A 21,102-nucleotide genomic window follows, 5' to 3' on the forward strand; every position below is an offset into this window, starting at 1 on the left:
TGATCAGCCGCAGTGGCCGAAGTCGCTCTCGTAGTCGAAGTCGTCGATCGAGCCGCCCCACTTGATGCAGGCCTTGTCGGCCGAGGCCTTGACCGGGCCGGCGTAGAAGTCGACCTCGCCGTCCTGGGTGTCGCGGTCCTTGTCCTGCACCTCGAGGAAGGCCGAGGCGTCGGCCTTCTCGTTCAGGTCGCTGCTGCGCAGGGTGACCACGCAGTTCTGCTGCTTGTCGCCCGAGACCATCAGGTAGACGCGGCCGACCGTGCCGGCGTTGCCCTTCAGCGTGGCCGTCTCGACGATCGAGTAGTCGCTGCCGCAGAGCTGCTTCGGCGTGTACGGGTTGGTGACGTCCTGCGCGGGTGCGGTCGTCTCCTCGGTCTCGGTGGGCTCCTCGACCGGCTGGGTCTCCTCGTCCGCGGGCTTGGTGGTCCTGGTCTTCGTCGGCTTGGGCTTGCTGCTCTTCGTGGACTCCTCGACCGGGCCCGGGGTGGCGCCCGCGCCGGGGTCGACGGCGCCGTTGGCCGCGGTGTTGTCGGTGGGGGTGGTGCCCGAGTCGCCGTTCACGATCGCGAAGGTCACCGCGACCACGCCCAGGACGACGGCCGCGATCGCCACGGCGATGACCGTGCCCCGCTTCTTGCCGTTCGAGGAGGTGCCGCCCGACGAGGACGAGCCGCCTTCGTAGCCGCCGGTGACCACCGCGGCCGGCGGGCGGGTGCCGTAGCCGCCGCTGTTCGAGCCCGCGCCGTAGCCCGGCGGGGACACCGAGGCGGCGCCCGCCGCGTAACCACCGGAAGAGGGGACGGAGGCGCTGCCCGAGGGGTACGAGCCGGTGCCACCCGGATAGCGCGCGGTGCCGCCGGGCTGGCCCGCCTGCGGGACCGCGGCGGCGCCGGCGCGACCGGTCGGAGCACCGTAGGCGCCGCTCTGCGCCCGCCCGGGCGGGTAGGCGCCGGTCGCGGGGTTGCGGCCGGCGGGCGGGAAGGCGCCGGAAGCCGGAGCGCGGCCGGCGGGCGGGAAGGCACCCGAGTTCGCCGGGGGCTGCCCGGTCCGCTGATACGGGACGGTGGGCCCGGCTCCGGGGCGGCCCGCGCCCCGGGCGGCCTGGGCCAGGGCGGCCGCGCTCGGGAAACGATGCTGCGGGTTCTTGGCCAGCGCCCGGTTCACCAGCGCCGCGACCGCCGGCGGCACATCCGGCGGGAGGGGTGGCAGTTCGCCGTACACCAGCTGGGCCAGCACCTGAAGGGGGTTCTCCCCGACGTAGGGCGGGCGGCCGGTCAGGCAGCAGTACGCCACCGCGCCCAGCGCGTACACGTCGGTGAGACCCGACACCGGATGGCCCTCGGCCTGCTCCGGCGCCATGTAGTTGGCCGAGCCCAGCACCACGTTCGTGCTGGTGATGCCGGTCACCTGGGTCGAGCGGGCCACGCCGAAGTCGACCAGCACCAGCGCGCCGTTGGGGCGGACCAGCAGGTTGGCCGGCTTCACGTCGCGGTGCACGATGCCCGCGTCGTGCGCCACCTGGAGCGCGTCGGCCACCTGGGCCACGATCCGCATCGTCTCGGCCGGGCTGAGCCGGCCCGCCTGCTGGATCTGCTTCGACAGCGGGGTGCCCTCGATGAACTCCATCACCATGTAGTCCATGCGGCCACCGCCGACCTGGGCGTTCTCGCCGTAGTCGTAGACCTGCACGATGCCGGGGTGACGCAGCGCGGCCATCATGCGGGCCTCGGAGCGGAACCGCGTGAGGAACTCGGGGTCGGCCATGAGGCCGGGCAGCACGACCTTGACCGCGATGGCGCGGTGGAGCATGCGGTCGGTGCCGCGCCAGACCTCACCCATGCCACCGGCGGCGATGCGTTCGGTCAGTTCGTAGCGCTCGCTGAGCAAGGTCCCCGGGGAAAGCACCGGATCATGTTACTCAGCCCCGGCGAGAGGGAGGCCCGGCCACCGGGGGAAGGTGACCGGGCCGGTCATCAGCTGGGCGAAGACACCGGCTCCTCGGCCGGGTCCAGCATCGTGGCCTCGTCGAACGGGTCCTGGCCGGCCAGCACCGCGGCCGTCTTGTCCCGGTCGATCTCGCCGGTCCAGGTGCCGATGAGCACCGTCGCCACCGCGTTGCCGGCGAAGTTGGTCAGCGCCCGCGCCTCCGACATGAACCGGTCGATACCGACGATCAGGCCCACCCCGTCGACCAGGTCGGGCCGGTGACTCTGCAGACCGCCGGCCAGGGTGGCCAGCCCGGCCCCGGTGATGCCGGCCGCGCCCTTGGAGGCGATGATCATGAACACGAGGAGCGAGATCTGCTCACCGATCGACAGCGGGTCGCCCATCGCCTCGGCGATGAACAGCGACGCCATCGTCAGATAGATGGCCGTGCCGTCGAGGTTGAACGAATAGCCGGTCGGCACCGTGATGCCCACGACCGGCTTGCTGATGCCCAGGTGCTCCAACTTGGCGATGAGCCGCGGCAGCGCCGACTCCGACGACGAGGTCGACAGGATCAGCAGGAACTCGCGGCCCAGATATTTGAGCAGCGCGAAGATGTTGACCCGGGCGAACGTCCAGAGGATCACCGCGAGCACCACGAAGACGAAGATGGCGCAGGTGACGTAGAAGCCGAGCATGATCTGGGCCAGGCTCTTGAGGGCGTCCACGCCGGTCGCGCCGACCACCGCCGCCATCGCACCGAAGGCGCCGATCGGGGCCAGCCACATGATCATGGCGAGGATCTTGAAGACCAGCCGCTGGATGACCTCGACGGCCCGCAGCACCGGCTCGCCGCGGGAGCCCATCGCCTGCACCGCGAAGCCGACCAGCAGCGCCACCAGCAGGGTCTGGAGCACCTCGCCGTCGGTCAGCGCGGACAGCAGGCTGGTCGGGATGATGCCGAGGACGAAGTCGTCGAGGCCCTCCTTGGGCGCGTCGCCGGCCGCCTTCTGCCCGGCCTCGGCGATCGACGGGTCCAGGTGCAGCCCGGCGCCGGGGTGGATGATGTTGCCGACGACCAGGCCGATCGCGAGGGCGACGGTCGACATGAGAAGGAAGTACCCGAGCGCCAGCCCGCCGACCCGGCCCACCTTGGCCGCCTGCCGGATCGAGCCCACGCCCAGCACGATGGTGCAGAAGATGACCGGGGCGATCATCATCTTGATCAGGTTCACGAAGGCGGTGCCGACGGGCTTGAGCTCCACGGCGAAGTCGGGAACGGCCAGGCCGACGGCGATGCCGGCCACGACGGCGACGATCACCGCCAGATAGAGGTAGTGGGTGCGGTCCCGCGAGGTCTTCATGCGCCAGAATGTGGCCCACGTCTCTCCCCGGGGGCACCATTGCGTTCATTCTGTTTACCGGCACGTTTCCGGACCGAGTCGGGCTGGAGCATCGCGCGGCAGCTCTTCGTGTTGCAGGCGCTGGTCGTGGCCGCCCTGGTCGCGATCGGCACGGCCGGGACCGTCCTCATCGTCCTGGACGACGCCGAGCAGGCCGCCATCGACGACGTCGTGGACATCGCCGAGACCGTGGCCCGCTCCCCCTTGGTCGTCGACGCGGTGCGGGGCCCGTCGCCGTCGGGGGCCCTCCAGCCGTACGCCGAAAGCGTCCGTGTCGCCACCGGGACCGACTTCATCGTCATCATGGCCACCGACCGCACCCGGTTCACCCACCGCACACCTTCGCTCATCGGTCAGCCGTTCATCGGCACGATCGACCGGGCCCTGGCCGGCGGCACGGTCGTCGAGAAGAGCGTGGGCACGCTGGGCGAGTCGGTCCGGACCGTCGTGCCGGTCCGCGATCCGCAGAACCGGGTGATCGCCCTGGTCTCGGTCGGCATCACCACCGACGCGATAAATCAGAAGCTGATCGGGCGTACGCCCGCGGTCGCCATCCCGACCGCGCTGGCGCTGCTGCTCGCGGCCGCGGGCAGCTGGCTGCTCAGCCGCCGTCTGCGGCGCCAGACGCACGGGCTGGGCCCGGCCGAGATGACCCGGATGTACGAGTACCACGACGCTGTGCTCCACTCCGTACGCGAGGGGCTCGTGGTGGCCGACCGCGGCGGGCAGGTGACGCTGATCAACGACGAGGGACGGCGGTTGCTGGGCGACGATCTTCCGGAGGCCGTACGCGACCTGATCGCGGCCCGGGCCACGGTGGCCGACGAGCCGGTCCTCGCCGGCGATCGCGTGCTCGTGGCCAACCAGCGCGTGATCCACTCGGAGGGGCAGACCATCGGCACCGTGCTGACCCTGCGTGACCACACCGAGCTTCGCGCATTGACCGGAGAGCTTGATTCCGTACGAGGTCTGACCGACGCCCTGCGGGCACAGGCGCACGAGGCGGCCAACCGGCTGCACACGGTGCTGACCCTGGTCGAGCTCGGCCGCACCCAGGAGGCGCTCGACCTGGCCACCGCCGAGCTGGCGGCCGCGCAGCAGCTGACCGACCAGGTGGTGGGCGCCCTGGACGAGCCGGCCCTGGCCGCCCTGCTGCTCGGCAAGTCGGCCCAGGCCGGCGAGCGCGGCGTGGAGCTGGTGGTCGACGAGGCGTCCCGGATGACCGGGGCCCCGCTGCCGGGCCGCGACCTGCTGACCGTGGTCGGCAACCTGGTCGACAACGCCCTGGAGGCCGTGGCCGGCACTCCACCACCACGCAAGGTAACGGTGCTGGTCGTGGAAGACGCCGGCGTCGTCCTCGTCCGGGTCACCGACACCGGCCCCGGCCTTCCCGAGGGCGCGTTCCGCAAGGGCTGGTCGACCAAGGCCGAGGGCCGCGGCATCGGCCTGTCCCTGGTCCGCCAGGTGGCCGACCGGCACGGCGGCACCATCGAGGTGGACGGTTCGGCCGTCACCGTGCGCCTGCCGGTGCCGTCGTGAGCGACATCCGGGTGCTGGTGGTCGAGGACGAACCCCTGCTGGCGGAGGCTCACGCGGCGTACACGGAAAGGGTCGAGGGTTTTGCCGTCTCCGGCCTGGCCCACACCGGTCAGCAGGCCCTGGCCGCGCTGCGGACCACACCGGTCGACCTGATCCTGCTCGACCTGCACCTGCCCGACATGTTCGGCCTCGACCTGTGCCGCACCCTGCGCGGCGCCGGCATCACCACCGACGTCCTGGTCGTGACGTCCGCCCGCGACCTGGCCGTGGTCCGCTCGGCGGTCGCCCTGGGCGTCACGCACTACCTGCTGAAACCGTTCACGTACGCCGCTTTCCGGGAGAAGCTTCTGGGGTACGCCCGCTATCGCGCCCAGGTGCAGGGCACGTCCCCGGTGGCCGCCCAGCACGAGATCGACCGGGCCCTGGCCTCGCTGCGCGGCACGTCCCCGGTCACCCTGCCCAAGGGCCTCGACCAGGGCACCCTCGACCTGATCCTCGGCGTCCTGCGCACCACCGACGCCGCCCTGTCGGCGGCCGAGGTGGCCGCCCGGATGGGCGCCGCGAGGGTGACCGCCCGCCGCTACCTGGAGCACCTGGCCGACACGGGCCAGGTGACCCGGAGCCCTCGTTACGGCGGCCCCGGCCGCCCGGAGGTCGAGTACCGCCGGACGTGACTACGGGAAGCGCTCCGATGCCGACGTCGCCGCCCGCGACTTTGGGGCGCTCCGATGCCGACGTCGCCGCACGCGACGATGGGAGCGCTCCGATGTGGACGTCGCCGCCCGCGACTATGGGAGCGCTCCGATGTGGGCCAGGAGGGTGCGGACGCCGCCGGCCGGGGGAACGCGAGGGCCTGCCCAGATGGCTCGCAGGGGGCGGTGCAGGTCGAGGCCGCTGACCGGGATGGGGCGGAGGCGGCCGGCTCGGAGGTCGTCGGCGACGGCCAGGCGGCTCAGGGCGGCCGGGCCGGCGCCGGCCAGGACGGCGGCGCGCACCGCGGCCGAGGTGGACAGCTCCAGGGCGGGCCGGGCCGGGGTGTAGTCGCGGCCCAGGGCCTTGCGCAGGGCGGCTGTGAGGAAGTCGCGGGTGCCCGAGCCCGCCTCCCGGGTGACCAGCGGCGTCTCCCCCAGCTCGGCGGCGTCGACGCCGTCCGGGCGGCGGGCCCAGCGGTGCGCGGGCGGCACGACCAGGACCAGGTCGTCGTGGGCGGCCACCCGGCTGCGCAGCCCGCGCGGGGCCGTGGGCCCCTCGATGAAGCCGAGGTCGGCCGCACCCGAGCGGACCTGCTCGATGACGGTGTCGCTGTTGGTGGCGGTGAGCACGACCTGCACGGGCGTCTCACCGCGCCGCTCGGCGTCGGCCTGGAGGCTGACCAGCCAGCTCGGCAGGAGCTGCTCGGCCACGGTGAGGCTGGCGCTGACCCGGATGCGGCTGCGGCTGTCGTCGCGCAGCGAGGCGAGCCCGGTGTCGATCTCGTGGGCCAGGGTGAGCAGCCGGTCGGCCCACTGGGCGACCACCACCCCGGCCGGTGTCAGCTCGGCGCCGCGGGTGGTGCGGGTGGCCAGCCGGATGCCGGTCTGCGACTCCAGCGCGGCCAGGCGGGCCGACGCCGCCTGCTGTGACACCCCGGTCTCGCGCGCGGCCGCGCTGAGGCTGCCGGTGCGGGCGACGGCCAGGAAGACTTCGAGGGCTGCCAGATCGGGCATGCGCGCGCTGAGGGCCACAACTGAACATGGTAACCGGGTACAAGCTGAGGTTGTGACTTCACAAGATCGGCACGCCTACCGCCCGGGCCGGGCCGGCCCGATCGTTGACGTATGACCGCGACCGTCACCACCGCCCCGCTCCGCCGTCCCCGGGCCGGCACGCTGCTCGAAGGATTCGGGCCGAACTGGTTCGCGTCCGTCATGGGCACCGGCATCGTGGCCACGGCGGCCGTCTCGCTGCCGGTCCACCTGCCCGGGTTGCGGCCGTTCGCGGTCGCGGTGTGGGCGCTCGCGGTGGTCCTGCTGGTGGCGGTGACGACGGCGACGGTGCTGCACTGGCGGCGATATCCGGGCGCGGCGCGCGGCCACCACCTCGATCCGGTGATGGCCCACTTCTACGGCGCACCGCCGATGGCGCTGATGACGGTCGGGGCGGCGACGCTGCTGGCCGGGCACCAGGTGATCGGCGAAAGGGCGGCCCTGGCCGTGGACGCGGTGCTGTGGACGGCCGGCACGATCGGCGGCCTGATCACGGCCGTCGCGGTGCCGTATCTCCAGTTCACCCGCCACGACACGGACGAGCGGGCCGCGTTCGGCGGCTGGCTCATGCCGGTGGTCCCGCCGATGGTGTCCGCCTCGACCGGGGCCCTGCTCATCCCGTACCTGCCGGCCGGGCAGCCCCGGCTCACGATGCTGGTGGCCTGCTACGCGATGTTCGGGCTGAGCCTGATCGCGTCGTTCGCCGTCATCCCGCAGATCTGGCACCGTCTGGCCGTGCACAAGGTGGGCCCGGCCCGCGCGGTGCCCACCTTGTGGATCGTCCTCGGCCCGCTCGGCCAGTCGATCACCGCCGTCAACCTGCTGGGCGGCGCGGCCACCCACGTGCTGCCACCACCGGCCGCGGACGCGCTGCGCCTGCTGGGCGTCGTCTTCGGCGTACCCGTCTGGGGCTTCGCCCTGCTGTGGATGGCCCTGGCCACGGCGATCACCGTCCGAGCGGCCCGCGAGCGGCTGCCGTTCACGCTGACCTGGTGGTCGTTCACGTTCCCGGTGGGCACGTGCGTGACCGGCACGTCGGCCCTGGCCACCCACACCGGCTCAGCGATGCTGGCGGCCGCCGCCGTCCTCCTTTACGCGGGCCTGCTGGCGGCCTGGGCTGTCGTGGCCACCCGAACCGCCCGGTTCGTCACTAGCGTCCGCCCATGAGCGCCTCCACCGCGATCTCCGCCTCCGGGAACGAGGCGAGCAGGGCCGGCCGCTGAGGCGCGGGCGCCGCCCACTCCCCCGGACAGCCGAGCAGGGCGGCCACGGCGTCGGCCGCCGCCGGGTGGGCGGCCAGGAAGGCGGAAGCCGGGCCGGCGCCGGGGCGCGCCGCCGGCCGCCGCGGGGACTGCTCGCGGTCCCACGGCGGGATCCACCCGTCGAGCGCCTCCAGAGTGGCCGGGAAGGTGCGGCCGGCCTCGCGGGTCAGCACCGGTACCAGCTCGGCCGCCTGGTCGCGCAGCGTGGTGATCAGCGTCGGCAGCCAGGGCAACAGGACCGGGTCGGGCAGACGGCCGAACGCCTTGGAAAGCGTCTCCACCACGAACGGGGCCAGGCGCGGCACCGGCTCCAGCGCCTGCACGAACCCACTCACGTACTGCGGGACGGACGGCACCACCAGCGGGTTGCCCAGCAGCTCCGCCACCCTCGCGCGCAGATCGGCCAGCGGCAGGGCGCCGAGCTGGTGACGGGCCGCCCAGAGCAGGGCCACCTTGGCCGGCGACTCGGGGTGTGACTGCCGGACCGCCAGCTCGAGCTGGGCCCGGTCGCAGCCGAGCGAGAGGGCCAGGCTCTCCATGCTGAACAGGAACCCGAGCATCGCTCCGACCTGCCGCACCCCGGTCTCGTCGTCGACGAACGCCGTCGGCAGCAGGGTGCAGTAGTGGGCGTACCCCTCGGTGACGAAGCGCTCGCACCAGCGCGGAAGCGCCGGAGCGGTGCTCCGGTAGTGGCCGAGCAGCCGCCGGACGCGGCGCAGGACGACCGGGGCGTCGTCGACCGTGCGCTCGGCCTTGAGCAGCTCGACCGCGCGGGCGCCGAGCTCGTCGGTGAGCCGGGGGCTGGACAGGAACAGCAACGAGTCCTCGACCGCCTTGAGCGCGACAGCCGCCGTGGCCGACTGATCCCAGGCCGCGCGGCGCAGGCGCTGCTCCAGCACCTGTTCGACGGTGACGCCCTCGTACCCCAGCTCGATGATCGTCCGCTGATGACGTCCGAGGTCGAGGTCCCAGCTCTCCTGGAAGTGTTTCTCGCCCAGCCGGCGCGAGCCCATGATCGGCCGGACCGCATGGTCGGGCAGCAGGTAGCGCAGCATCCAGAGCAGCTGGGAGCAGGCGGCCAGCTCGGGCCGGGCGGTCAGGTCGAGCAGCGCCCGCTGGATGGTGCGCTGCTCGAGGTTGAGCTCGAGCGGGGCCAGCCGGTCGAACACGTCGCGGGCCAGCGGCGGCAGCGCGTCGTAGCCGACCTGGCCGATCCGGTCGCCGCCGAGCAGGATCTCGCAGAGCCGCCGCACATCGCGCCGCCCCGGCACGACGTCTTTCTCGATGCAGGTCACGGCGGCGTCGGCGAAGTCGTACGGGGTGGGCCGCGCCCGCCCGCGCATGCCGGCGAGCAGGATCGACGTCTCGAAGACGGCGATGGCGTCGGCCGTGCTGGCCAGATATCCGTTGCGGCGGGCGAGCCGGACGATGTCGACGCACCAGCCGCGCAGCTCGGCCTCGTCGAGCCCGTCGAGCACGGGCGGGCCGGAGAGATATCCGGTGAGCTGGTCGGCCGGCGGCGGGTCGGCTTGAGGCGGTGGCAGCGCCTTGCGGGTCTTCTTGTTGCGCCCGCCCTTCTGCCCGTCGAGCTCGAACGGCGTGAGCCGCGACCTGGTCAGGCCCTTCTGCCAGGTGGCGGCCGCGATCGAGACCGAGCCCGGCGCCAGGCCGAACTGGGCCTCGATGGCCGAGTGACTCGACGGGATGAGGCCGTAGAGCCAGGTCGTGCCGGTCCGTGGGCTGATCGCGAAGTCCGGGGTGCCGGCGGCCGAGCCGACCTCGGGCAGCCGGCTGGCCGCGTGGAACGCCCCGCAGACGTACAGGCCATCGGCCGGATCGATCCCACCGGCGGCGAGATGACCACGGATGCGCGTCCACATGTAGCGCTCGCGGTCCTCGTCGCTGCGCCATCGGGCGCCGTCGTGCGGCGCCAGCCGGCGGAACAGGCTGCCGATGAGGATCATGACTTGGCGGTACGTGTCGTGGTCGGCTCCGGCGAGGGGCTGCTCGACGTATTGGTCCCACCACTCCGACCAGTGCCGGACCCGGCCGTGGTGCAGCAGGTGCTCCTCCAGCTCGGCGAAGCGCGGCCGCAGGTCGCCGATCTCGACACCGACCGCGTCGCCGTGCAGGTCGTCCTCCTGCTGCTGCTGTTCCGGCTGGGCGCTCTCGTCCCGCGGCGCCCACTGGAAGATGTGGTCGGTGGAGCGGTCGACCAGCACGAGCTCGACGCCGGGCGTCTCCAGGGCGTACGAGATGGCCTGATATTCGGCCGAGCTCTCGGTGACCGGGGCGATGACGCTGAGCGGCGCCGACGCGACGGGGAAGCCTTCGAGCTCGGAGGCGAACGCCTGCACCGCCACCGGCAGCCGGCAGTTGCGCAGCTCGGTGAGGATCGGCGTCATGTCCTCGCACAGCTCCAGATAGATCACCCTGGGCTGTTTCTCGCGCAGGCGCCGGACCATGGCCAGCGCCGAGGCCGGCGAGTGGTGGCAGACCGGGAAGATCTCCAGCGGCTCGCGCAGGGCGTGCTCGACGTCGTCGACCATGCCGGTGAGGATCTCGGGCAGGGCGGCCGGGCCACCGGCCAGCGCCTCGGCCGCGCCCAGCAGCTGCGCCCGCAGCGGATCGAAGGGCCCGCTCATGAGAGGGTCTCGATCGCGTGGCGCCCGCCCTCGAGGAAGCCGGTCCACTCGCCGCCGTCCTCCTTGCTGCGCGGCTCGATCACGCCGTGCCAGTACTTGTTGAGGATCGCCAGGTCCTCGGGGCTGCGCCGGGCCAGCGAGCCGACCAGGGAGCCGGCCAGCGTCTCGGCGGTCAGGGTGGCGGCGCCGAAGAAGTTGCTGTGCAGGATCGCGTCCTCCAGCACGCCGATCTGCTCGGCCGTGGACAGCGCTGATTCGAGCTTCTCGTCGTCGCTGCCGGCCGATCCGGCGGCCGCGCGCAGGTCGGCGAAGCTCTGCAGGAGAACGTCGAGCAGGGTGGGCGGCACCTCGAGCTCGATGTTGTGACGGCGCAGCAGCTCCTCCGTACGGAACCGGACGATCTCGGCCTCGCTCTTCTTGTTCGTCACCACGGGGATGCGGACGAAGTTGAAGCGGCGCTTGAGAGCCGAGGAGAGATCGTTGACGCCGCGGTCGCGGCTGTTGGCGGTGGCAATGATCGAGAAGCCGGGCCGGGCGAAGACGATGTTGTCCTCGTCGAGCTCCGGGATGGAGACGTATTTCTCGGACAGGATCGAAATGAGCGCGTCCTGCACGTCGCTGGTCGAGCGGGTCAGCTCCTCGAAGCGGCCGATGACGCCGCCCTCCATCGCGGTCATGATCGGCGACGGGATCATCGAGGCCCGCGACTGGCCCTTGGCGATGACCATGGAGACGTTCCACGAATATTTGATGTGGTCCTCGGTGGTGCCGGCGGTGCCCTGCACGACCAGCGTGGAGTTGCGGCTGATGGCCGCCGCGAGCAGCTCGGCCAGCCAGCTCTTACCGGTGCCGGGATCGCCGATCAGGAGCAGCCCGCGGTCGGAGGCCAGGGTGACGATGGACCGCTCGACGAAGCTGCGGTCGCCGTACCATTTCTGGCCGATCTCACGGTCGAGTCCGTCGGCGCGCTCGGAGCCGAGGATGAACAGGCGCACCATCTTGGGGCTCAGGCGCCAGGAGAACGGTTTGGGGCCGTCGTCGATCGACTCGAGCCAGTCGAGCTCCTCGGCGTACTTGATCTCGGCCGGGGGCCGCAGCATCTCGCTCATCAGATGTTCTCCCTATGCCACGAAGTTCTTGAGCTCGACGACGAGCTTCTGGATCTTTCCGGAGATCACGGGGGTGCCGAGATCTTTGAATCGCTGGCGGAACCAGGGGTTGACGCTCTGGGTGCCGGAGCTGTTGACCGAGCCGACCGGGATGAAGCGGACGCCGGAGCGGTGCACCGCCTCGATGCCGTCGAACAGCGGCTGGGAACGGTCGAACTCGTAGAAGTCCGAGATCCACACCATCACCGTGTTGCGCGGATCGGCGATCTTGGGCCGGGCCATGGCCATGGCGACCGGGCCGTCGTTGCCGCCACCGAGCTTGGTGCGCAGCAGCACCTCGAACGGGTCGTGCACCCAGGGGGTCAGGTCGAGCGCCCTGGTGTCGTACGCGATCAGGTGCACGTCGACCTTGGGCAGGCCCGCGAAGATCGAGGCCAGAATCGTGCAGTTGACCATCGAGTCGACCATCGAGCCGGACTGGTCGACCACCACGATCATGCGGGCCGGGGTGACCCGCTTGGCGGTCTGCCGGTAGAAGAGCCGGTCGACGTAGAGCCGCTCGTCGTCGGGGTTCCAGTTGGGCAGGTTCTTCCAGATCGTGCGGTCGAGGTCGAGGTTGCGGAACACGCGTTTGGGCGGCACCGAGCGGTCGATGGTGCCCGCGCTGGCCTGCGCGACCTGGGTGCGCAGCACGGCCGCCACCTCGTCGACGAACTGGCGGATCAGCCGCTTGGCGTTGGCCAGCGCGACGCCGTCGAGATTGTTCTTGTCGCGCAGCAGCTGGTCGATGAGCGACATGCTCGGCGTGAGCTTGGCGGCCAGGCGCGGGTCGGCCAGCACCTCGCGCAGCCGCATCCGCTTGATCAGGTCGCCCTCGATGCCGGCCAGCACCTTGCCCTCGGGCCGGCCCCGGAGCTGTCCCGGCTCCTCACCCAGCGCCCGCTCGAACCAGCCGGCGTCGGCCTGCCACCGCGCGAGCTGACCGGCGCTGACGTCGCCGCTGCCGGTGTCGAAGACGTTCAGCAGCAGCTTGGAGGCGAGCGCGGCCCGGCGCACCTCACCCTCGCGGTCGTCGTCGCCGGGCGTCATGAGGCCGTCGAGCTCGGCCGCCAGGTGAGGATGGCGCTGCACCAGGTTGTCGATCGAGGCGCCGGGGTCGAGCAGCGCCGCCGGAAGCCCCTCGTCGCCGACGATCGCGACGCTGGCCGACTCGAGCGCGGCCTGCTCCTCGGGGTCGAAGAGCCGGGCCAGCAGCCGCCAGTAGAGGATCTGTCGCCGATTTTCCGCGGTCATTTGCGCAGCAGCCTTCCCGCTCGCTCCCGGAGCACCTCGACGGCGCCACCGGCGGCCGCCTCGGCCTTGGCCGCTTTGGCGTCGGTGGGGCCGAGCGCCCAGTCGCCGGTGTGCACGGCGACCTCTTTCTTGCGCACGGTCGCCTGGACGGCGAGGGGCTGCACCACCCAGCGGTCGCCGTCGAAGCGCAGCAGCCCGATCACGGCGCCGGCCGAGGCCACCAGCTCGGGGGTGAGCGGCCCGGCGGCCGGCAGGCGGTCGGTGGCGGCCTCGAACTCGCCGCCCTCCAGCAGCACCGGCTCGGCGATCGCGGCCGGGTGCCGGTCGAGCGGGGCCGTCGAGGAGGCCACGGCCCCGGCCAGCAGGACCCGGGCGGTGGTGAACGGGTCGGCCGGCTCGCCCGGCGCCGCCCGGCTCTCGTCCCAGATCAGGTCGCCGCCGGCGGTGAGCGTCATGCCCGACACCTCGACCGAGCGGTGCTCCGCGAGCGCCGACAGCAGGATCGGGAAGGCGGCGAGCATGCGCCAGGCCGACGGGCCGCTGATCGTGTCGACCTTGGCCGCGGCCACGCTCGTGCGGACCAGGCGGACGCCCGCTCCGGTCTCGAGCAGGGCGTGCACCTGGCAGCGGAACACCGTCGGATGCTCGTGCAGGTCGGCCCCGAGGATCAGCAGCCGCCCGTCGGCCGGTGCCGACGGCTCGGCCGGCAGGCCGTCCTGGGAGAGCACCAGCGCCCTGGTCCAGAGGTCGGCCCAGCGGCGGACCGGCACCCGGGGCAGGGTGGCCACCGGCGCGGCGGCCCGCAGCTCGGCCGCGAAGCCGTCGAGCAGCACGGCCAGGCGGCGGCCGGACGGCTCGGCCAGCAGCGCCCGCACCGCGGCGGCGCCGCCCGCGGCCAGCTCGTGGTCGACGCCGCGCCAGCCCGCGATGGCCAGCTCACGCAGCCAGGACCGGCTGCCCGCGGTCAGGTGGCCCACCCCGGCCGGCCCGGCCGGGGCCGGCCATGGCTCGCGGACGCGGCCGGTGGCGGCGTCGAACCCGGCGATCAGCGCGTCGTGGGCGGCGCCGAGCAGCGCCACCCGGCACCCGGCCAGGGCGGCCAGATGCTCGTCGGTCACCGTGCCCGCGACGATCTTGCCGACCGCGTCGGCGGCCCGGCCGGCCAGCGGCGAGGCGTCGAAGGCGGCGGCCACGGCCTCGAGGGCGGCCACCCGCTCGTCGTCGAGCCGGGCCAGCCCGTGCACGAGGGCGTCGTCGAGCCCGTCGGCCACGGCCAGCACCTCGTCGAACCCGGCCGGGCGGGCCCGCAGCGCGTCGGTGAGCATCAGCGCACCGCCTGACCCGCGGCCGGGAACCACTGGAGGTCGGGCAGCGGATCGGTGCTCGGCGGCACCTCGAGGTAGGCCAGGTGGCGCAGGAAACTGCTGAACACCTCGGCCGCCCGCTGGGGCGCGGCCACCGGGCGCAGCGCCGGCCACAGGTCGGTCTCGCCGGCCGGCGGCTCGACCTTGAGGTAGCGGGCCACGCGCTCCACCCCGTACTGCGCCAGAGCGGCCTCGAGCAGCGCCTTGAGATGGTTGCAGGGCCGGGAGCCGCCGCCGAGACCCCCGCACGGACGGTTGTTGTTGGTGTTGCAGCTCAGCCCGTGCTCGGCCGCGGTGATCGACGAGACGTAGACCCTCTCGACGTCGGACCCGCTCGACACCACCCCTTGCAGCCGCCCCTCGGCGAGCTCCACGAACGGCACCTTGGCCAGCTTGCGCGCCCGCACGGGCGCCATGACCGGGGCTGTGCTGCGCCGCTCGAACGCGGCACCCTCACTTGTCACAACCGATCCTCCTCACGAACAGGTGCGGTAGTTGTATCGGATGGGTCCGACAAAACTTCGTCACCAGGCTCAACTCGGCCGCCGAGCCGCCGATCTCCACGGAACGGTCCCTCCCCCGGACCGGTCTCGGAGGTACAAGCCTTGAGCCTCGCCCGATACGGCGCCCGCTCGGCCGGGTTCGCCCTGCTCTACCTGTTGGCCCTGTTCGCCGGCGACGCGCTCGACGGCGCGCTCTGGCCGGCCGCCGCCGTGGGCGCGGTCTGGCTGGTGGCGCAGGGCGCGCACGGCCCGCGCCGCTTCGACGCGATGGCCATGCTGGTGCTGGCGGCGCTGGTGCCCGACACCGACGACCTGCTCTCCGGCGTGATCCAGGCGATCCCGCAGGTGATCCCGGCGGTGCTGTTCGCCTGGCTGCTGGACCGCTGGCTGCCGCTCTACTGGCACGGCGTCAAGGGCGACCTCGCCCGCCTCGCCGGCGCGTCGGGCATCGCCGCGGTGGCCGGGGCGGTCCTGCAGAGCGTCCTGTTCGCCTCCGACTTCACTCTCGGCACGGCCGGCTGGGCCGTGGTCCGCGACTTCCTCGCCGTGGCGGTGACGGTCGTGGTCATTCGGGAGATCAAATTGAGGTACGCCCCGGAGCCGCGCCAAACCAGCGAGAATCCCCGCGAGATGTTGCGCCACCGCCTCGACGAGGTCTTCGAAGAGGAAGCGAAGCCGGCGCCGCGAAAGCGCTCACACCTGCGCATCGTCAAATGAGCCTTAGAGTCGGGCCATGACGACCCTCGATCCCGCCGCCCTCGAGGCCGAGCGCGCCCGCCTGCGCGAGGCCCACCTCAAGCCGCCCGGCGCGCGGCCCGCCTCGACCGCCCGCGGGCTGCACCACACCGCGCTGATCAGCAGCGACGTGGAGCGCACCATCCGGTTCTATCAGGACGTGCTCGGCTTCCCCCTGACCGAGCTGATCGAGAACAGGGACTACCCCGGCTCGTCGCACTTCTTCTTCGACATCGGCCACGGCAACCTGCTCGCCTTCTTCGACTTCCCCGGCCTCGACGTCGGCCCGTACGCGGAGGTCCTCGGCGGCCTGCACCACATGGCGATCAGCGTCGAGCCCGCGAAATGGCACGCGCTGATCGGCCGCCTGACCCAGGCCGGCGTCGAGCACGAGGTGCACAGCGGCGTCTCGGTCTACTTCCGCGACCCCGACGGCGCCCGCATCGAGCTGATCGCCGACCCGCTGGGCGAGATGTACGGCCAGCACGTGCTCTGACGGTTGACCCATCGGCGTTTGTCGATGCACACTCTCCGGGGAAAGCGCTTACCTAGCCCCGGAGATCGCCATGACCTCTCGCTTGGCGTACGTCGCAGTGCTCCTCTCGGTCATTGCCACGGCCCCCGCGCCCGCCGCGGCGGCGCCGGCCCGGCCGGCCATGGAACGGCTCGACCGCGGGCTCGTCGTCGCCACCACCGGCGAGGGGCGCTTCCTGAGCTGGCGCCTGCTCCGCGGCGAGCACAGCCCCTTCCACGTCTACCGCGACGGCCACCGCATCGCGACCGTCTCCGGCAGCTCGAACTACCTCGACCGCGAGGGCCCGCCCGGCGCCCGCTACCGGGTCGCCCCGGCCGGCCCCGGTCCCGCCGCCTCGGCCACGGCGTGGGACGCCGCCTACTACGACCTGCCGCTGCGCAAGCCGGCGGACGGTGTCACCCCGGCCGGCGAGGCGTACACCTACTCCGCCAACGACATGAGCGTCGGCGACGTGGACGGCGACGGTCAGTACGAGTACGTCGTCAAATGGGATCCCTCCAACAGCAAGGACGTCTCACAGGTCGGCTACACCGGCCCGGTCTACATCGACACGTACGAGCTCGACGGCACCCTCCGCCACCGCATCGACCTGGGCGTCAACATCCGGGCCGGCGCCCACTACACCCAGTTCCTGGTCTACGACTTCGACGGCGACGGCCGCTCCGAGATGATGCTCAAGACCGCGCCCGGCACGAAGATCATCCGGTATGCGCCCGACGGCCGCGTCCTCTCGCAGCGCCACATCACCATGCCGCCGGCCGACATCCGGGCCGGTTACTCGCACACCGACGACTACCGGCTCAGCGCCGCCGGCTACTACGAGCACCTGGTCGACGTCTTCCAGGGCTGGCACGCGCACCCCGAGGTGGTCGCCGGCCGGTGGCCCGCGACCCTGGAAGAGGCCTTCGGCCTCGCCCCCCGATACACCTATCCGCTGAGCCGCGCCGACGCCGCCGCCCTGGCCGACCACTTCATCGACGTCTACGCCCCCGCCCGCAGCCCCCGCAACGCGCTGCGCGCCTTCGAGGGCTTCATCGTCGACGGCCCCGAATATCTGACCGTCTTCGAGGGCGCCACCGGCCGCGAGCTCCAGACCATCCCGTACCGCCCCGGCCGGCACGACGACGGCCTCATGTGGGGCGATTACGCCATGCCGCGCATCGAGCCCGGCAACCGCGTCGACCGTTTCCTGTCCGGCGTGGCCTATCTGGACGGCCGCCACCCCTCCGCCGTCTTCGCCCGCGGCTATTACACCCGCTCGACGCTGGTCGCCTATCGCTGGGACGGGCGGCGGCTCACCGAGAACTGGCACGTGGACAGCGGCTGGACCCCGATGACCAACCCCTTCAACGACACCCCGCACGGCCGCGACGGAACCGATCCCTCGTTCGCCACACTCACCACCCAGGGATTCCACTCGCTGAGCGCCGCCGACGTGGACGGCGACGGCCGGCAGGAGATCGTCTACGGCTCGGCGACCATCGACGACGACGGCAGCCTGCTCTACTCCTCGTTCGGCGTGCTCCCCGAGGGCAGCGCCGCTCCCGGCCAGCGGGTGCGGCTCGGGCACGGCGACGCCATGCACGTCACCGACATCGACCCCGACCGGCCCGGGCTCGAGATCTTCACCGTGCACGAGAACGCGGCCCTCGCCCCGTACGGCATGGCCATGCGCGACGCCGCCACCGGCGAGGTGCTGTTCGGCACCTACTCCGGGCGCGACACCGGCCGCGGCATGATCGGCGACGTGCTGCCCGGCGCCCGGGGCCTCGAGTCGTGGGCCAGCATGCCCGGCGGATCGGAGGCCCTGGGCGTACACACCGCGACCGGCCAGGTGATCCCCGGGCCGATCCCCGGCACGAACCAGAGCATCCGCTGGGCCGCCGACGGCTCGACCCAGATCGTCAACGGCGCCCTCGACGTGACCCCGACGATCGACGACTGGCAGCGCGGGCGCCTGCTGACCGCCGAGGGCACGCTGGCCAACAACGGCACTAAGGGCAACCCGAGCCTGGTCGCCGACATCTTCGGCGACTGGCGCGAGGAACTTCTCGTACGGACGGCGGACAGCTCCGCCATCCGCATGTACCTCAGCACGGAGGTCACCACCCACAAGCTCACCACCCTCATGCACGATCCGCAGTACCGGGCCGAGGTCGCCCGCCAGCAGACCACCTACAACCAGCCGTCCTATCCGGGCTTCTATCTGGCCGCCGACCGCGACTGGGAGTAACCCGGCCCGGCCCGCCGTCGAGCCCGATCGCGCCGAAGCTCTCACCCGCCGCACGCTCGATGTCGCGCAGCGGCGGAAGGCCGGCCGGAAGTGCTGCCCTGATTCGCATCGCGCCATTGTGGCCGCTCCCGCGAAGATCGTTTCAGTTGTCCACAGAGCGGCGGTTATCCACAGGTTGGAAATTCCCTCGGCACGGCCACGGGCGACCCCGCGAGAATGGGCGCGTGACCGATTCCCGCGCCATCCAGCCGCTCAGCCGTCCGCTCAACGCCGTCGTCCGCCCGCCCGGTTCCAAGAGCATCACCAACCGGGCTCTGCTCTGCGCCGCCCTCGCGCCGGGCGAGTCCACCCTCACGGGCGCCCTGTTCGCCGACGACACCCGGGCGATGATGGCGGCGGTGGCCGCGCTGGGCGCGTCGGTCTCGGTCGACCCCCTTTCCCGTACGGCGTCGGTCACCGGCGGCGGATCGCCCGCCGAGGGAGCCGTCGTCGACGCCCGTCAGTCGGGCACGACGTCGCGCTTCGTCCTTCCGGCGGCGGCCCTGTTCGGGCGCCGGACGGTCGTCGACGGCACGCCGCAGCTGCGGGCCCGCCCGTTCGGGCCCGTGCTCGACGCGCTGCGCCAGGTCGGTGCGAAGGTCGAGGAGCTGGGCGAGCCCGGCTTCCTGCCGGCGGCGGTCAGCGGCCCGATGCACGGCGGCCCGGTCCACGTCAGCGGGCACATCTCCAGCCAGTTCCTCTCCGGCCTGCTGATGGCCGGCCCGCTGATGCGCGACGGCCTTCAGGTGTCGCTCACCTCCGAGCTGGTCTCGGTGCCCTATGTCGAGATGACCAAGGCCGTGATGGCCGCCTTCGGCGCGACCGTCGAGGGCTTGACCGTCCAGCCCGGTGCCTACACCGCGCGGGCGTACGACATCGAGCCCGACGCCAGCGCCGCCTCGTACTTCCTGGGCGCCGCCGCCATCGCCGGCGGCCGGGTCACGGTGAGCGGTCTCGGGACGGCCAGCCTTCAGGGGGACGTACGCTTCGCCGACGTCCTGGAGCGGATGGGCGCCACCGTGACGCGGACGCGGGACTCGCTGACCGTGAGCCGGACCGGTCCGTTGCACGGGGTCGACGTCGACATGGCCGACATCTCCGACACCGCCCAGACCCTGGCGGCGGTCGCCGTCTTCGCCGGCTCACCGACCCGGGTGCGCGGCATCGGCTTCATCCGGGGCAAGGAGACCGACCGCATCGCCGCCGTGGTCACCGAGCTGCGCCGGGCCGGCATCGACGCCGTGGAGGACGAGGACGGCTTCACCATCACGCCCGGCGCGCCGCGGCCGGCCCGCTTCGAGACGTACGAGGACCATCGCATGGCGATGAGCCTGTCCCTGCTGGGCCTGCGGGCTCCCGGCATCGAGGTTCTCGATCCGGGGTGCGTGGCGAAGACCTATCCCGACTTCTTCACCGACTTGGAGGCCCTCAGAAGCTGACGCCTGGTCAGCGGCGGCGGGCGGTGGGCTCGAGCAGGGGGTTGAGCCAGCTGTTGTCGGCCGGGTTGAGGGTCAGGCCGGGCGGGACGATCTCGTCGATACGGTCCAGCACGTCGGCCGTCAGCACGACGTCGGCGGCGGCCAGCTGGGACTCCAGGTGCTCGATGGTCCGCGGGCCGATGATCGGGGCGGTGATCGCCGGGTGGCGCAGCACGAAGGCGATGGCCAGCTCGATGAGCGTCAGCCCGGCCTCGTCGGCGAGGGCGGTGAGCTGCTCGACGGCGGTGAGTTTGCGCTGGTTCTCGGGGCGCGACATGTCGAAGCGGTTGGCCAAGCGCCGCCGGGCCTCCGAGGACGGCAGGTCCTGCGCCTGCCGGCTGTAACGGCCGGAGAGCCAGCCGCCGGCCAGCGGGCTGTACGAGATGACGCCCATCCCGTACCGCTGAGCCACCGGCAGAACCTCGTTCTCGGCGTTGCGGACCAGGATCGAGTACGGGGGCTGCTCGGTCACGAAACGTTCGCGTCCGCGGCGCTCGGCGACCCACTGGGCCTCCACGATCGTCGACGGCGGGAAGGTGGTGTGGCCGATGTAGCGCACTTTGCCGGCCCGTACGAGATCGGTCAGCGCGCCCAGCGTCTCGTCCAGATCCACCGCCGGGTCCCAGCGGTGCACCTGGTAGAGGTCGAGCCAGTCGGTGCCCAGCCGGCGCAGCGAGTCCTCGGCCGCACGCACGATCCACCGGCGGGAGTTGCCCCGGTGGTTGGGGTCGTCGCTCATCGGCATGTTGGCCTTGGAGGCGAGCACGACCTCGTCGCGGCGCCCCTTGAGGGCCTTGCCGACGATCTCCTCGCACTCTCCGGCCGAGTAGACGTCGGCCGTGTCGACGAAATTGATCCCGGCGTCGAGCGCCCGATGGATCACCTTGATGCTCGCGTCGTGGTCTTTGTTGCCCCAGTCGCCGAACATCATGGTGCCGAGACACAGTTTGCTGACCGAGACGCCGGTACGTCCGAGCGGACGATGTTCCACCATGATCCGACCCTAGCCAGGGTCTGCCGGACCCTGGCTAGGGTCGGATCATGGACTTCCCGGCCGAGCTGCGCGGCTTCCTCACCACCCGGCGTGCCCGCCTCTCCCCCGACCAGGCCGGTGTGCCCAAGTTCCACGGCGTGCGACGGGTGCCGGGGCTGCGTCGCGAGGAGGTCGCGCACCTCGCGGGCGTCAGCGTCGACTACTACACCCGCTTGGAACGCGGACGGGTCGCGGGCGCCTCCCGCGAGGTCCTCGAGGCGGTGGCCCGCGCGCTGCGGCTCGGCGAGGACGGGCGCGAC

General features: G+C 72.3%; 16 protein-coding genes and 1 pseudogene. 8 read left to right on the plus strand and 9 right to left on the minus strand.

Annotated features, from left to right (window positions below):
• Positions 1 to 3: 3 nt before the first annotated feature.
• Both ACQP2X_RS28390 and ACQP2X_RS28395 read right to left on the minus strand, forming a co-directional pair.
• Positions 4 to 1,905, minus strand: a complete 1,902-nt coding sequence (locus tag ACQP2X_RS28390; protein ID WP_498686982.1) for a protein kinase domain-containing protein — start codon at positions 1,903 to 1,905, stop codon at positions 4 to 6.
• Between the two features lie 68 nt (positions 1,906 to 1,973).
• On the minus strand, positions 1,974 to 3,290 hold the full coding sequence (locus ACQP2X_RS28395; RefSeq protein ID WP_498686984.1) for a cation:dicarboxylate symporter family transporter: 1,317 nt from the start codon (positions 3,288 to 3,290) through the stop codon (positions 1,974 to 1,976).
• 108 nt (positions 3,291 to 3,398) lie between these two features.
• Here ACQP2X_RS28395 and ACQP2X_RS28400 point away from each other — a divergent pair, with 108 nt between their 5' ends.
• Entirely contained in the window at positions 3,399 to 4,868 is a 1,470-nt protein-coding gene (locus ACQP2X_RS28400) for a sensor histidine kinase (protein ID WP_498686985.1), read from the plus strand.
• Positions 4,865 to 5,542: a response regulator gene (locus tag ACQP2X_RS28405; RefSeq protein ID WP_498686987.1), complete on the plus strand. Its 678-nt coding sequence runs from the start codon at positions 4,865 to 4,867 to the stop codon at positions 5,540 to 5,542. Before ACQP2X_RS28400 ends, ACQP2X_RS28405 begins: the two co-directional genes overlap by 4 nt.
• 114 nt (positions 5,543 to 5,656) lie before the next feature.
• On the opposite strand, the gene ACQP2X_RS28410 is transcribed toward ACQP2X_RS28405, so the two are convergent.
• Positions 5,657 to 6,592, minus strand: a complete 936-nt coding sequence (locus tag ACQP2X_RS28410; protein WP_498686989.1) for a LysR family transcriptional regulator — start codon at positions 6,590 to 6,592, stop codon at positions 5,657 to 5,659.
• Between the two features lie 93 nt (positions 6,593 to 6,685).
• On the opposite strand from ACQP2X_RS28410, the gene ACQP2X_RS28415 reads away from it, so the two are divergent.
• Complete coding sequence (locus ACQP2X_RS28415; RefSeq protein ID WP_498686991.1) at positions 6,686 to 7,780, plus strand: TDT family transporter; 1,095 nt, start codon at positions 6,686 to 6,688, stop codon at positions 7,778 to 7,780.
• Here the strand turns inward: ACQP2X_RS28415 and ACQP2X_RS28420 are convergent.
• The 5 genes from ACQP2X_RS28420 to ACQP2X_RS28440 are packed head-to-tail and all read right to left on the minus strand — an operon-like array spanning position 7,764 to position 14,702.
• Positions 7,764 to 10,520, minus strand: a complete 2,757-nt coding sequence (locus ACQP2X_RS28420; RefSeq protein WP_498686992.1) for a DUF5682 family protein — start codon at positions 10,518 to 10,520, stop codon at positions 7,764 to 7,766. The genes ACQP2X_RS28415 and ACQP2X_RS28420 overlap by 17 nt on opposite strands.
• Positions 10,517 to 11,629, minus strand: coding sequence for an ATP-binding protein (locus ACQP2X_RS28425; RefSeq protein WP_498686993.1), 1,113 nt, complete (start codon positions 11,627 to 11,629; stop codon positions 10,517 to 10,519). Before ACQP2X_RS28425 ends, ACQP2X_RS28420 begins: the two co-directional genes overlap by 4 nt.
• 12 nt (positions 11,630 to 11,641) lie before the next feature.
• The gene (locus tag ACQP2X_RS28430) at positions 11,642 to 12,922 is read right to left on the minus strand and encodes a vWA domain-containing protein (RefSeq protein ID WP_498686995.1); all 1,281 of its coding nucleotides are present in this window, start codon (positions 12,920 to 12,922) and stop codon (positions 11,642 to 11,644) included.
• Positions 12,919 to 14,247: a hypothetical protein gene (locus ACQP2X_RS28435; RefSeq protein WP_498686997.1), complete on the minus strand. Its 1,329-nt coding sequence runs from the start codon at positions 14,245 to 14,247 to the stop codon at positions 12,919 to 12,921. The genes ACQP2X_RS28430 and ACQP2X_RS28435 overlap by 4 nt, the downstream gene beginning before the upstream one ends.
• Positions 14,247 to 14,702 carry a hypothetical protein gene (locus tag ACQP2X_RS28440; RefSeq protein ID WP_498701066.1) on the minus strand — a complete coding sequence of 152 codons (456 nt, stop codon included), beginning with the start codon at positions 14,700 to 14,702 and terminating at the stop codon, positions 14,247 to 14,249. The genes ACQP2X_RS28435 and ACQP2X_RS28440 overlap by 1 nt, the downstream gene beginning before the upstream one ends.
• A 189-nt stretch (positions 14,703 to 14,891) precedes the next feature.
• Between ACQP2X_RS28440 and ACQP2X_RS28445 the strand changes: the two genes are divergently transcribed.
• The 4 genes from ACQP2X_RS28445 (at position 14,892) to aroA (ending at position 19,770) form a co-directional block, all read left to right on the plus strand.
• On the plus strand, positions 14,892 to 15,506 hold the full coding sequence (locus tag ACQP2X_RS28445) for a hypothetical protein (protein WP_498686999.1): 615 nt from the start codon (positions 14,892 to 14,894) through the stop codon (positions 15,504 to 15,506).
• 16 nt (positions 15,507 to 15,522) lie between these two features.
• Positions 15,523 to 16,020 (plus strand): VOC family protein, encoded by a 498-nt coding sequence (locus tag ACQP2X_RS28450; RefSeq protein WP_498687000.1) that lies wholly within the window; start codon positions 15,523 to 15,525, stop codon positions 16,018 to 16,020.
• Positions 16,021 to 16,090: 70 nt separating this feature from the next.
• On the plus strand, positions 16,091 to 18,292 hold the full coding sequence (locus tag ACQP2X_RS28455) for a rhamnogalacturonan lyase (protein WP_498687002.1): 2,202 nt from the start codon (positions 16,091 to 16,093) through the stop codon (positions 18,290 to 18,292).
• A gap of 224 nt (positions 18,293 to 18,516) precedes the next feature.
• A complete protein-coding gene (gene aroA, locus ACQP2X_RS28460; RefSeq protein WP_498687004.1) occupies positions 18,517 to 19,770 on the plus strand; it encodes a 3-phosphoshikimate 1-carboxyvinyltransferase in 1,254 nt (417 codons plus the stop codon).
• Positions 19,771 to 19,777: 7 nt separating this feature from the next.
• Here aroA and ACQP2X_RS28465 read toward each other — a convergent pair whose 3' ends face one another.
• A complete protein-coding gene (locus ACQP2X_RS28465; protein WP_498701067.1) occupies positions 19,778 to 20,800 on the minus strand; it encodes an aldo/keto reductase in 1,023 nt (340 codons plus the stop codon).
• A 50-nt stretch (positions 20,801 to 20,850) separates the two neighbouring features.
• Between ACQP2X_RS28465 and ACQP2X_RS28470 the strand changes: the two are divergent.
• Positions 20,851 to 21,102 (plus strand): annotated as a pseudogene (locus ACQP2X_RS28470) (helix-turn-helix domain-containing protein); the annotation flags it as partial.

The sequence above is a fragment of the Actinoplanes sp. CA-131856 genome, from assembly GCF_050956135.1.
Taxonomy (GTDB): domain Bacteria; phylum Actinomycetota; class Actinomycetes; order Mycobacteriales; family Micromonosporaceae; genus Actinoplanes.